Annotated in this window: 14 protein-coding genes; 8 read left to right on the forward strand and 6 right to left on the reverse strand. The window is 39.4% G+C overall.

Annotated features, from left to right (window positions below):
- Positions 1-49 precede the first annotated feature (49 nt).
- Both F887_RS07705 and F887_RS07700 read left to right on the forward strand, forming a co-directional pair.
- Positions 50-2521, forward strand: a complete 2472-nt coding sequence (locus F887_RS07705) for an LPS-assembly protein LptD (RefSeq protein WP_005294693.1) — start codon at positions 50-52, stop codon at positions 2519-2521.
- Positions 2521-3834 (forward strand): peptidylprolyl isomerase, encoded by a 1314-nt coding sequence (locus tag F887_RS07700; RefSeq protein WP_005294696.1) that lies wholly within the window; start codon positions 2521-2523, stop codon positions 3832-3834. The genes F887_RS07705 and F887_RS07700 overlap by 1 nt, the downstream gene beginning before the upstream one ends.
- Positions 3835-3935: 101 nt before the next feature.
- Here F887_RS07700 and fba read toward each other — a convergent pair whose 3' ends face one another.
- The 3 genes from fba to F887_RS07685 form a co-directional block, all read right to left on the reverse strand.
- Entirely contained in the window at positions 3936-4973 is a 1038-nt protein-coding gene (gene fba / locus F887_RS07695; protein ID WP_005153496.1) for a class II fructose-bisphosphate aldolase, read from the reverse strand.
- A gap of 212 nt (positions 4974-5185) precedes the next feature.
- A complete protein-coding gene (gene rhlB, locus F887_RS07690; protein WP_005294698.1) occupies positions 5186-6337 on the reverse strand; it encodes an ATP-dependent RNA helicase RhlB in 1152 nt (383 codons plus the stop codon).
- A gap of 109 nt (positions 6338-6446) precedes the next feature.
- Positions 6447-6659 (reverse strand): cold-shock protein, encoded by a 213-nt coding sequence (locus F887_RS07685; protein ID WP_004653893.1) that lies wholly within the window; start codon positions 6657-6659, stop codon positions 6447-6449.
- Between the two features lie 356 nt (positions 6660-7015).
- Here F887_RS07685 and F887_RS07680 point away from each other — a divergent pair, with 356 nt between their 5' ends.
- From F887_RS07680 to F887_RS07655, 6 genes are all read left to right on the forward strand, one after another.
- A complete protein-coding gene (locus F887_RS07680; RefSeq protein WP_032863140.1) occupies positions 7016-7255 on the forward strand; it encodes a sulfurtransferase TusA family protein in 240 nt (79 codons plus the stop codon).
- A 131-nt stretch (positions 7256-7386) separates the two neighbouring features.
- Entirely contained in the window at positions 7387-8256 is an 870-nt protein-coding gene (gene rpoH / locus F887_RS07675) for an RNA polymerase sigma factor RpoH (protein ID WP_005294703.1), read from the forward strand.
- 107 nt (positions 8257-8363) lie between these two features.
- Complete coding sequence (locus F887_RS07670; protein ID WP_005294706.1) at positions 8364-8729, forward strand: DUF423 domain-containing protein; 366 nt, start codon at positions 8364-8366, stop codon at positions 8727-8729.
- A 9-nt stretch (positions 8730-8738) separates the two neighbouring features.
- Positions 8739-8936: a sulfur carrier protein ThiS gene (gene thiS, locus F887_RS07665; RefSeq protein WP_005294708.1), complete on the forward strand. Its 198-nt coding sequence runs from the start codon at positions 8739-8741 to the stop codon at positions 8934-8936.
- A 23-nt stretch (positions 8937-8959) separates the two neighbouring features.
- Complete coding sequence (locus F887_RS07660) at positions 8960-9745, forward strand: thiazole synthase (RefSeq protein ID WP_004639328.1); 786 nt, start codon at positions 8960-8962, stop codon at positions 9743-9745.
- 58 nt (positions 9746-9803) lie between these two features.
- Entirely contained in the window at positions 9804-10130 is a 327-nt protein-coding gene (locus tag F887_RS07655; protein WP_005294710.1) for a hypothetical protein, read from the forward strand.
- A 65-nt stretch (positions 10131-10195) separates the two neighbouring features.
- On the opposite strand, the gene F887_RS07650 is transcribed toward F887_RS07655, so the two are convergent.
- Genes F887_RS07650 through yaaA form a run of 3 tightly spaced genes read right to left on the reverse strand, consistent with a single transcriptional unit; the run spans position 10196 to position 11893 of the window.
- Entirely contained in the window at positions 10196-10816 is a 621-nt protein-coding gene (locus F887_RS07650) for an HD domain-containing protein (protein WP_005294712.1), read from the reverse strand.
- A 9-nt stretch (positions 10817-10825) separates the two neighbouring features.
- Positions 10826-11089, reverse strand: coding sequence for a hypothetical protein (locus F887_RS07645; protein WP_005294715.1), 264 nt, complete (start codon positions 11087-11089; stop codon positions 10826-10828).
- A 21-nt stretch (positions 11090-11110) separates the two neighbouring features.
- Positions 11111-11893 (reverse strand): peroxide stress protein YaaA, encoded by a 783-nt coding sequence (gene yaaA, locus F887_RS07640; RefSeq protein WP_005294718.1) that lies wholly within the window; start codon positions 11891-11893, stop codon positions 11111-11113.
- Positions 11894-11981: the final 88 nt, after the last annotated feature.

The raw sequence follows: 11981 nt of genomic DNA on the forward strand, positions 1-11981 counted from the left end.
ATGATGCGACAATAATTAATTGTGAATTAGCGTATTGGTTAATGAGACAATGAAACATCAGTTTAAATTTAATCCTTTAGCAACAGCTATTTTGACACTCTTGTGTGGCGGCTCGATCCAATCAGGTTTCGCGGCACCAGCTGATGCTGTCTCTACGCTTGACAACAAACAGCTTAAAGCAGCGATTCCAAATCAGGGACAGCAAGATCAGGAAAGTTATCCTGGGGAAAGTTTTTTCCAGCAATATTATGTAGACAAATCAGCACCAGAAGCGCAGTTACGTGATAATCGTTATTTAAGCTCTTCGTTTTGCCAAGGAACTTGGGTCACCCCGATTAATCCTGAAGTAAAAGCGGGCGATGCGAGCACAACGACTTCTGTACTCACTGCTGATTATGGGCATTACAACCCAACTGGCGATTCAGTTCTGCAAGGCAATGTGGTAATCGACCAAGAAGGTCGCACCATCCGTGCCGACCAAGTCACGATCGACTCGACACAAACATATGCCAATGCTGAAGGTCGTGTTCAGATTGCTCAATCAGGCTTACTCACCCAAAGTGATGCGATTAACTATAATTTGAAGACCCAAACAGGTGATTTAAACAATAGTTTCTATATCTCAGAGCAACAACACGCGCATGGTCATGCAAACCAAATTAAACGCGCCAATGAAAATTTAGTTATTTTTAAAGATGCAAGCTATACAGCCTGCCCGCCTGAACAAAAACCAGCATGGAAAATTCAGGCCAAAGAAATTGAACTCAACCAAGATACAGGTCGCGGTGTCACCCGCAATACAAAACTCTATATTAAAGATGTTCCTGTACTGGCTGTACCTTATTTTAATTTCCCAATTGATGACCGTCGTACCACAGGTCTTCTCAGTCCGAATTTTGGTTATAGCAATGATGGTGGTGCGCAACTCATCACCCCAGTCTACCTCAACCTTGCACCCAATTATGATCTCACGCTTACACCAAGCTATATGAGTAAACGTGGTCCAAAATTAGATGCAGATTTCCGCTATATGACTGAAAACTTTGGTGCAGGTCGTATTTGGGGTGGTTATATTGCAAGTGACAACCAGTATGGCAATGAAGCACGTGATGATCTTCATTTTATTCATAATTGGAGAATCGACGATCAGTGGTCAACCAATTTAGAATATAACTATGCCTCTGATAAAGACTACTTTGCCGACTTTAACAATAATCCAAACACAAGAACGGATCTGAATTTACGTCGTGCTTGGGAACTTAATTATCAAAATGGAATTCCAGGGTTAAGAGCTCAGCTAAAAGTCGAAGACTTCCAAACACTGGATAAAACCGTCAAAGACATAGACAAACCCTACGCCCGTCTTCCACAATTTTTATTAAACTACGTTACAGGCGACCCACAAGGTCTACAGTACGAGTTTAATAACGATACAGCCTACTTTAAAAAATCTGTCAATGATGGCTCGGCACTTGAATCAAGTGGTACCCGTATTTACAACCAGTTTGCGGTTCGCTACAACTATTTAACTCCGTCTTGGTTCTATGCGATTCCAGAAGTTTCTGTTCGTAGTATCAATACCTTTTTTGATCAAGACTCCAAAGAAGGACGAGGACTTTCAGCGTCTGATGATCTAGAAAAATCAGTCGTTGTTCCTCAGTTCACCTTTGCAACAGGCGTCACTTTCGAAAAAGATGGTAAATACTTACAAAGTATTTCACCTCGTGCTTTTTATGCTTACTCACCTTATAAAAACCAAGACGATCATCCAAACTTTGACTCAACCACTGCGTCAATCAACTATGATCAACTCTTCAATCCATATCGTTTTTATGGGCATGACCGTTTAGATGATAACAACTTCTTATCACTCGGCGTCACTTATAGCTTATTAGATACTGAAGGTTTAGAGCGAATTAAAGCAAGCGTAGGTCAAAGTTATTATTTTAGTGATCGCCGCGTAAGCTTAAATGAAAAGCTTGACGATTTTGACACTCAAAACCGTACAGGTCCTATTGTTAGCTTATCAAGTCAGCTCAATCAAAACGTCACCATTTCGTCAAACTCAGCTTGGATGTCTAATGGCGACAATGCGCAACGAGATTTCCAAGCCTACTATACTGGCGATAAAGGCAATCTTTACAACTTAGGCTATTTTTATCGTAAGCACATTCCTGATCGTCAAGATGCCTATGATCAAGTTGTTGCATCCTTTATACAACCTGTAAAAGACAATTGGCGTATCATGGGCCATGCTCAATACGACATAGACAACAACGTGATGCGTGAATATTTACTTGGTGTAAATTATGAGTCGTGTTGTTGGGCTGTTTCAGTATACGGTCGTTCTTACTATAACGATCTGGATGATCCAAACTCTCCAGACGTTCGTAAAAAGAATGCAGTGATGGCTGAGTTCACCCTAAAAGGCCTTGGTGCTTTAAACAATAAGCTTGCTTCTCTTCTCGAAAACAGAGTTTTAGGTTTCAACAAAATTAATCAATCTTGGACACAACGTTAATGAAGATAAAACCTTTTCAACATATCTTTAAAGCGACTGTTCTCGCTACCCTAATTTCTTCATCAATGCAAAGCTTTGCACAACCTACGGATGAGGTTGTTGCAGTTGTGGATAGTAGTGTTATTCTAAAAAGTGATTTGGAACAAGGGATTGCAGAGACAGAACACCAGTTAAAAGCACAAAATAAAACTGTACCGCCACAGCAGTACTTACAAATGCAGGTGCTTGATCAACTGATCATCCGCCAAGCTCAGTTGGAACAGGTCAAACGTTACGGCATTAAACCAGATGAAAAAAGTTTAAATGCGGCTGTGTTAAAAGTGGCAAATCAATCAGGTGCCAACAGCCTAGAAGCATTTCAACAAAAATTAGATGCGATTGCGCCAGGTACTTACGAAAATTTGCGTAACCGTGTTGCAGAAGATTTAGCCATTGGCCGCTTACGCCAACAACAAGTGATGTCACGCATCAAAATCAGTGATCATGATGTTGAAAACTTCTTGAAGTCACCAGAAGGTCAAGCTGCGCTCGGTACACAGGTTCATGTCATTCACATGCGTATCGCAGGTGAAAATACAAATGACGTACAGCAAATTGCGCAGCAAGTGAAGCAAGCTTTGGCAACTAGTGATGACCCTAAAGGCATTAGCTCTAAGCTCTCCACCGCTGCTGTAAAAGTTGATGGCCTAGATATGGGATTCCGCTCATTATCAGAAATTCCTACCGAACTTTCAGCACGTATTGCACCGCTGCAAGTGGGACAGACCACTGAACTCATCAATGTTCGTGATGGCGTACATGTATTAAAATTACTTGAACGTAAACAAAACGAGCAAAAAGCCTTAGTTCCACAATATCAAACTCGTCACATTCTAATTCAATCATCAGAAGTGGTTAGCTTGGATCGTGCAAAACAAATGATTGATAGTCTCTACAATCGTGCCAAAGCGGGTGATGATTTTGCCACTTTAGCTGCAACTTATTCAAATGACACAGGTTCAGCACGCGATGGCGGTAGCCTAGGTTGGGTTAGCCCAGGGGTTATGGTTCCTGAATTTGAAAAAGTAATGAAAGAAACACCTGTTGGGGAAATCAGCAAACCGTTCCAAAGCCAATTTGGTTGGCATATCCTACAAGTTCTAGGTACGCGTGAACAGGATATGACCAAAGAAGTTCAAGAACGTATGGCACGTCAAATCTTAGGTGAACGCCAGTTTGATACTGAAGTAGATAGCTGGATGCGTGAGCTTCGCGCCAATGCTTATGTTGAAATTAAAGATGCAAGCCTAGACTCAAAAGCACAACAGAAATAAATCAGTTAAAAGAATGCCAGCAATTGCTGGCATTTTTATTCCCTAAAATAGAAATAAAAAAATAGCGGCAAATGCCGCTATTTTTCTGCATTACAAATTCATTATTTGTAACGATCAACCATTTTCTCTAAAGAAATTGGACGAATTTTGTCTGCATTACCCGCTGTACCGAATGCTTCGTAACGCGCAACACAAATCTCTTTCATTGCTACAACTGTTTCACCAAAGAATTTACGTGGGTCAAATTCACTTGGTTTCTCAGCCATCATACGACGCATTGCGCCAGTAGAAGCCAAACGCAAATCGGTATCGATGTTAATCTTACGTACACCGTGCTTAATCGCTTCTACAAGCTGATCAACAGGCACACCATAAGTTTCTTTAATATCACCGCCATACTGGTTAATCACAGCCAACCACTCTTGTGGTACAGAGCTAGAACCATGCATAACAAGATGCGTATTTGGCAATGCAGCATGAATTTCTTTAATACGGTCAATTGCCAAGATATCGCCTGTAGGTGGACGCGTAAACTTGTATGCACCGTGTGAAGTACCGACAGCAATCGCCAAAGCATCTACATTGGTATCAGCAACAAACTGAGTTGCTTCTTCAACAGATGTTAACAATTGAGAATGATCAAGCACACCTTCTGCACCCACACCATCTTCTTCACCAGCCATACCAGTTTCAAGGCTACCTAAGCAACCGATTTCACCTTCAACTGAAACACCACATGCATGCGCAATAGATACAACTCGACGCGTTACATCCACATTGTAATCATATGATGTTGGTGTTTTGCCATCTTCGCCCAATGAACCATCCATCATGACTGAGCTAAAACCTAACTGGATTGAACGCTGACAAATATCAGGGCTAGTACCATGATCTTGATGCATTACCACTGGGATATGCGGCCATTCTTCAATCGCAGCTAAAATAAGATGACGTAAGAAAGGTGCACCTGCATATTTACGCGCACCAGCCGAAGCTTGCACGATTACAGGTGAATTGGTTGCATCCGCAGCGAGCATGATTGCACGCATTTGTTCTAAGTTGTTTACGTTAAACGCTGGTACGCCGTAGTTATGTTCTGCAGCGTGATCCAAGAGCTGGCGCATTGAGATTAGAGCCATAATATCCTCCCAGGTAATGCGGCATATTCTACATGTTGATCTATTTCAATTCAGCAACTAATCACAGTAATTCTAAAAAAATCTTTAATCTTTTGTGTAATTTGAGTAGTAATTCTTACTAAATAATCAAAAAAGCCAAATCACAGAATGATTCGGCTTTTTTTAGAGAAAGTTTCTTGGTCCTAAAACACCTAAATAAGGCTAATCAAGACCTAGCAATAACCTTCTAAACGAGTCAACGGCAATTTCTTACCAATCGCTTTTTCGATTTCTGGCAAATAGAATGCATCATCTTCCGACAAGAAACTAATACTCACACCTTGCGCACCCGCACGACCTGTACGACCAATACGATGCACATAATCATCAGACTGTTCAGGTAAGGTATAGTTAATCACATGAGAAACGCCATCCACATGAATACCACGACCTGCAACATCTGTTGCAATCATAATATTATTCTTACCTTGCTTAAATTGATCAAGCATCTTTAAACGCTTATCTTGGGCAATTTCACCAGATAACATACCAACTTTATAGCCATCGCGTTTCAAATGATCGTACAAGCGTCGAACTTGATCTCGGCGATTCGCAAAGATCATCACTTTATCGATTGGCTCTTCTCTTAAAATTTCTTGTAAAAGCTTATACTTGTCTTCTTTCGCAACTACATAGACACGTTGCTCTACATCGCTATTGGTTTTTTGCTCAGGTTCAATTTCTACTGTAACCGGTTCAAATAACCACTGACGTGCTAAGTTCAGAACATCATAGCTAAATGTTGCAGAGAACATTAAAGTTTGGCGCTGTTCTTTAAATGGTGAATAGCGAACGATTCGTTTAACCGATGGAATAAAGCCCATATCAAGTAAACGATCGGCTTCATCAATCACTAAAAATTCGATTTTATCCAACCAAACTTCTTTCTGCTCAACAAAATCAATCAAACGCCCAGGCGTTGCAACAATGATATCAACGAAGTTGCGATCCAACATTTTCTTTTGTTTGTCAAAATCCACACCACCCAACAAGGTCACAAGGTGCAAATTTGAAAATTTCGTGAGTGCTTGTGCATCACTTTCAATCTGTAACGCCAACTCACGTGTTGGTGCTAAAATTAACGCGCGTGGCTCACCACGGAAACGTTGCTCTTGAACTGGATTATTTAATAGATCATTGATCACACTAATCAAAAAGGCAGCTGTTTTCCCAGTACCTGTTTGCGCTCGACCAATGGCATCATGCCCTGCTAATGTATATTTTAAAACCTTTTGCTGAATTGGGGTCATTTGTGTAAAACCCAAAGCATCAATCGCTTTTTTCAGCTGCGGATGTAAATTTAAGGTTTCAAAACCAGATGTCATATATGCACTCGAACCATCAATGAGCAAAATAAAGTCGCTATTATAAACTATAAAAAACAAAAACGCCCCAATCTTATTGGGGCGTTTTTTATTGCGTTAAGGCAACAAATTAGTCTAAAGGCTGAACGTTTTCAGCCTGGAAACCTTTTTGTCCTTGAACAACACTGAATTCTACGCGTTGGCCGTCACGTAAAGAACGGTGGCCATCACCCATAATTGCGCGGAAATGAACAAATACGTCATCACCACCATTACGCTGAATAAAACCAAAGCCTTTAGTGTCGTTAAACCACTTTACTACGCCTTGTTCACGAGCTGTCATAAGTCAATCCTCAGATATTGAAAGATAAGGACCTTCCGGTGTTGCAAACAGCAGAGCCAACAAGGTTTTAAAATATTTATAATTTTAAAGCTTGTAATCATTCTGTAAAACTATCAACAATTTCCGGTTACATCCATTTGTTATAGAGTTTAATATAATAAAATTTAATTAAACACTTTCTAAAACGCATCGAGCTTACCATGGGTTTATTACAATTAATAGAAGTTTTTTTAGTTATTTCCGATATTTCTATCTGTTTTTGTCAATAATTTAGCTGTTTTTTTAATGGAATTTTTCTCTCAAAAATTACGCGAAAATTTGTTAATATGATGATGAAAAAATCGATTTAGATGAATATGAGCAACCCACACAACTCGCCCGTCATTATTGATGCTTTAGGGCAACCCTGTCCAATGCCACTCTTGATGTTGAAGCGTGCGTTAAAGAAAGCCTATGGCATACAGCAATATCTATTGAAATCTTCTGATCCACACAGTGAAATTGATGTAACACGATATTGCCAAATTCAGCAACTTCAATGTTTAACTCAAAAAATTTCAGACAATGAATTTCACTATTTAATTGAAACTACGTGATTCTTTGCTAAACTCTAGCTAAAGATAAACTAGATAACTTTACATTTTTATACTCAAATTTCCTTAGTGATGAAGAACATTCGCATTAAGATGAAATTGTTGACTTAAATACCATCCTATAAGGAGACTCCATGACTACTGACAGCAGCAATCAATTGATGCCCCTGTCACTGTCTGCGCCAGGTGTAAATCTTGGTGCATATATCAGCACTGTCAATCAAATTCCAATTTTAACGGCCGAGCAGGAAAAAGAACTTGCTGAGCGTTATTATTATGATCAAGACCTCGATGCTGCCAAACTATTGGTAATGTCGCATCTACGCTTTGTTGTCCATATTGCACGTAGTTATGCAGGTTACGGATTACCACAAGGTGATCTCATTCAAGAAGGTAACCTTGGATTAATGAAAGCGGTTAAACGCTTCGACCCAAATATGGGTGTTCGTTTAGTTTCTTTTGCCGTGCACTGGATCAAAGCTGAAATTCATGAATACGTGATTCGTAACTGGCGTATTGTCAAAATTGCGACCACCAAGGCACAACGTAAATTATTCTTCAATTTGCGGAGTCTTAAAAAATCAAGCAAACGATTAACGCTAGAAGAAGCAAAATCAATTGCCAATGATTTGAATGTGACACCTGAACAAGTGTTAGAGATGGAAGGTCGTTTAACCGCTTATGATGCTGCTTTTGAAGCACAGGGCGATGACGATGATGACACGCCTCATACGGCACCTGCACTTTTTCTTGAAGATAATCGTTACGATCCAGCACGTCTTGTTGAAGAAGAAGATTACGAACAGCAAAGTACTTCTGCCCTGCATGAGGCAATGGATCAGCTTGATGACCGTTCACGTAATATTTTGCAACGTCGCTGGTTAGATGATGACAAATCAACTTTACATGAGTTGGCCGCTGAATATAACGTTTCTGCTGAGCGTATCCGCCAGCTAGAAAAGAATGCAATGGAAAAAATCAAAACCGCCATGTCTGCGAGTTAAGATTAAATCAAACACAAGGGCTTTCATGCCCTTTTGTTTTATCTGGCTTTGTTTAAACACCCGAATATGTTAAGTTTGTTCATCAAATTTCTAGTTCCATTCTCATTATGTGGATAGCAATCTCTGCGCTTAATCTTGCGCTTGCAGTCATGTTAGGTGCTTTCGGTGCACATGGTCTCAAATCTTTTGCAACACCTGAGCAACTGGCTTGGTGGAGTACAGCAACTCAATATTTCTTCTATCATGCACTTGGCATGCTGATATTGGGTGTTCTGTATAAAACCACACCAACTTTTCCAATAAAAATTCCTTTTATTTTGATGCAAATTGGTATCATCTTTTTCTGTGGTTCGTTGTACATTATGGCGCTTGGTTTACCTCGAATCTTAGGTGCAATCACTCCGATTGGTGGTGCATTTATGATTGCAGGTTGGGTGCTACTCGCATGGCAAGCGATTAAGCATGCGAAATAAGGATTGATCATGCACATCTATTTAAACGGCGAGTCAACAGACACGTCTTGTGAAAATCTACAGCAATTGATTCAAAGCTTAGCACTTGAAGGCAAGCGCTTCGCTGTAGAGAAAAACCAACAGATTATTCCGAAAAGTAGACTTGAGCAAACTGTCATTGCTCCTGAAGATCATATTGAAATTATTCAAGCTGTTGGTGGCGGCTGATTGGCTAAAAATGGAGTAAGCCCATGCAAGATTCCCCTTTAATTATTGGTTCACGGACGTTTCAATCACGTTTATTAGTCGGAACTGGTAAATACAAAGATCTCAATGAAACCGATTTAGCTATTCAAGCCAGTGGTGCAGAGATTGTTACCGTTGCGATTCGCCGTGTAAACATTGGTCAACATGCAGACCAACCAAACTTACTGTCAGTGATCCCACCTGAAAAATACACAATTCTGCCAAATACCGCAGGCTGCTTCGATGCAGATAGTGCGATTCGCACCTGTATGCTCGCACGTGAACTGCTTGATGGTCACAATCTGGTGAAATTAGAAGTTCTTGGTGACGAAAAAACCTTATATCCAAATGTGACCGCAACGCTTAAAGCAGCGCAAACATTGATTGATGATGGTTTTGAAATCATGGTCTACACATCGGATGACCCGATTGTTGCGCAAGAACTTGAAAGCATGGGCTGTGTTGCGATTATGCCTTTGGGTAGCTTGATTGGTTCAGGCTTGGGCATTCTCAATCCACATACCATTTCCATCATTAAGGAAAATGCCAAAGTGCCTGTCTTGGTGGATGCTGGGGTCGGTACAGCCAGTGATGCGGCAATTGCAATGGAATTGGGTTGCGATGGTGTATTGATGAATACCGCGATTGCTGCTGCTCAAAATCCAATTTTGATGGCTTCTGCAATGAAAAAAGCGGTTGAAGCAGGTCGTGAAGCATTTTTAGCAGGTCGTATGCCACGTAAGCGTATGGCGAATGCGAGTTCACCTGAGACTGGGTATTTCTTTAAGTAATTTGTTCAACGAAGGGATAAACTCTGTCCCTTCGATATTCATCTTTTAAGAGTATTAAATGAAGTTCAATATAAAAAAAATTCTAACTTTTTTAGTGCTAGCAATTTGCTTAGCATATTTTTCTAATTATATGACCAATAGGGATTTCAAGAAAAATGAGAAAAATATTGTCCAAATATTCCAACAAGACACTGAATTACATGAAAAATATGGAACGATAGAAAATTATAGACTAAGAAAATCTAGCTGGTATTCTGGAGATAGTCAAGAACATACCCCATATTATTACTATCATTTCTATATAAAAGGAAATCTGAAAGATGGAGTGATTGAATTAAAAATTTATGAAAACCAAGAAAAATATGCAATAAAATATATTCAATAAAATCTCAGATTAGATATATCCTTAACTTTAATTATTTATTCAGAATATCCTTATTAAATGGCGATCTAATTTCCAACAACCTCTCTCAAATTCCCTTTCGCCCTTTGCTCAAAATTCTTTTGAAAATATTCTGTTTGATACAACGGTTCTGCTTGATAAAAGTGCGCTAAAACCTCTTTTCTTTTAATAGAATAAACATCAGGATCAACCCAAGCATACTCTTTTTGAATCTGTTGTTCATATTCTGCAAAACGCGCTGGAGATGCAGCCAAGATCGCTAAATCAATATCCAACAAAAATTGCAAATCTAGCTCATCAGTCGATGCGTGCTTTTGCGTCGCAACAATCCATCGTTTTATTTTTCCAACGATATCTACGGGTAAATGTTGAACCAAATAGTGCTCAAATAATTCAGCACTTTTTAACTCATTATCTTTTGCTTGCGGATCATAAACCGCATCATGGAACCAGAGTGCCAATGCGACTGCAGGTGAATCATTCAAATCAGCTCGAATGGATTCAAGTAAAACCAAACATTCATATAAATGCTGAACTGTATGATATGCTCGCTGCTTTTCACTATAGGCAACAATCAACTTATTAAAAATTTTCTGCGGTTCAGAAAAACGATAATGCTGATGCAGCTCAAACCATGATTTTTCTAATACGGTTAAATATTGCTGCATTGCCAATCCTCACTGAATCTCTTTATTAAGCCACTTTGCCAAAGATTCTGCGTCTTTACGCTCTAAAAAAAGTTGATATAAGGTACAGGAACCAAACTCATGTTTCAGTTCCTGTTGACGTATAGGATGATTACCAAATCTAAATCGCCGAGAGCCATCCCGATCTAAAGGCAGTGCATAGACCCCATAACTGCGAGGCTCAGTCAAATGCCCTTTAATACTGACTTGGTCAGACGAAATTGCATGTTTTAATAAATATTCTTTGGTTAACATCCCACCCTGCCTAAGGCATATTTAAGATGCGTGCTGTTCATCTCGCTTAAAGACCAATTCTTTATTCGATGAACTTTCAGCATCAAAATAATACCCTTCACTATTAAATGCTTTTAATTGTTCTACTTGGCTTAATTTATTTTCAATCAAGTATCTTGCCATGAGACCACGCGCTTTTTTCGCATAAAAACTAATGACTTTATATTTTCCGTTCTTCTGATCCAAGAATACAGGCTTAATAATTTCCGCCTGAATGTTCTTTTCATTCACAGATTTATAATATTCGTCAGAGGCTAAATTTACCAATACTTTCGAATCAATTTCAGCTAAATCTTGGTTAATTTGATTGGTAATGATACTGCCCCAGAACTCATATAGATTATGACCACGCTTGTTTTTTAATTTTGTCCCCATCTCCAAGCGATATGGCATCATCAAATCCAACGGACGCAATAAACCATAAAGTCCAGACAACATCCGCAAATGCTGTTGGGCAAAATCAATATCTTGATCTTTTAAGTGATAGGCATCCAGACCTGTATACACATCCCCTTTAAAAGCAAACATCGCTTGGCGTGCATTGGAAAAATCAAAATCAGCATTCCAATCACGGAAACGCTCTACATTTAAATTGGCAATTTTCTCGCTTACCGTCATCAACGATGCGATTTCAGTTGCCGAAAGCTTACGACATACATCAATCAACTGCTGTGATTGTGCCAACAAACGTGGTTGAGTATGTGTATCTGTAGGAAGTGCTGTTGTGTAATCAAGTGTTTTGGCAGGAGAAATTAAAGCAAGCATAATCAATCAAACATAAATTTATCTTGGTGAAACTATAACAGTTGATAATTTTTAATGCCAATTCGTGTTCTCGTTCAGTTTTATCGGT

Origin of the sequence: Acinetobacter sp. NIPH 2100, from assembly GCF_000369805.1 — a bacterium.
Lineage (GTDB): Bacteria > Pseudomonadota > Gammaproteobacteria > Pseudomonadales > Moraxellaceae > Acinetobacter.

Excerpts from the sequence above, each read along its gene's own strand:
- F887_RS07705 (WP_005294693.1), top strand. The coding sequence starts at position 50 with ATGAAACATCAGTTTAAATTTAATCCTTTAGCAACAGCTATTTTGACA.
- fba (WP_005153496.1), bottom strand. The coding sequence starts at position 4,973 with ATGGCTCTAATCTCAATGCGCCAGCTCTTGGATCACGCTGCAGAACAT.
- F887_RS07685 (WP_004653893.1), bottom strand. The coding sequence starts at position 6,659 with ATGACAGCTCGTGAACAAGGCGTAGTAAAGTGGTTTAACGACACTAAA.
- yaaA (WP_005294718.1), bottom strand. The coding sequence starts at position 11,893 with ATGCTTGCTTTAATTTCTCCTGCCAAAACACTTGATTACACAACAGCA.
- rpoH (WP_005294703.1), top strand. The coding sequence starts at position 7,387 with ATGACTACTGACAGCAGCAATCAATTGATGCCCCTGTCACTGTCTGCG.
- rhlB (WP_005294698.1), bottom strand. The coding sequence starts at position 6,337 with ATGACATCTGGTTTTGAAACCTTAAATTTACATCCGCAGCTGAAAAAA.
- F887_RS07680 (WP_032863140.1), top strand. The coding sequence starts at position 7,016 with ATGAGCAACCCACACAACTCGCCCGTCATTATTGATGCTTTAGGGCAA.
- F887_RS07645 (WP_005294715.1), bottom strand. The coding sequence starts at position 11,089 with ATGTTAACCAAAGAATATTTATTAAAACATGCAATTTCGTCTGACCAA.
- F887_RS07700 (WP_005294696.1), top strand. The coding sequence starts at position 2,521 with ATGAAGATAAAACCTTTTCAACATATCTTTAAAGCGACTGTTCTCGCT.
- F887_RS07650 (WP_005294712.1), bottom strand. The coding sequence starts at position 10,816 with ATGCAGCAATATTTAACCGTATTAGAAAAATCATGGTTTGAGCTGCAT.
- thiS (WP_005294708.1), top strand. The coding sequence starts at position 8,739 with ATGCACATCTATTTAAACGGCGAGTCAACAGACACGTCTTGTGAAAAT.
- F887_RS07660 (WP_004639328.1), top strand. The coding sequence starts at position 8,960 with ATGCAAGATTCCCCTTTAATTATTGGTTCACGGACGTTTCAATCACGT.
- F887_RS07670 (WP_005294706.1), top strand. The coding sequence starts at position 8,364 with ATGTGGATAGCAATCTCTGCGCTTAATCTTGCGCTTGCAGTCATGTTA.
- F887_RS07655 (WP_005294710.1), top strand. The coding sequence starts at position 9,804 with ATGAAGTTCAATATAAAAAAAATTCTAACTTTTTTAGTGCTAGCAATT.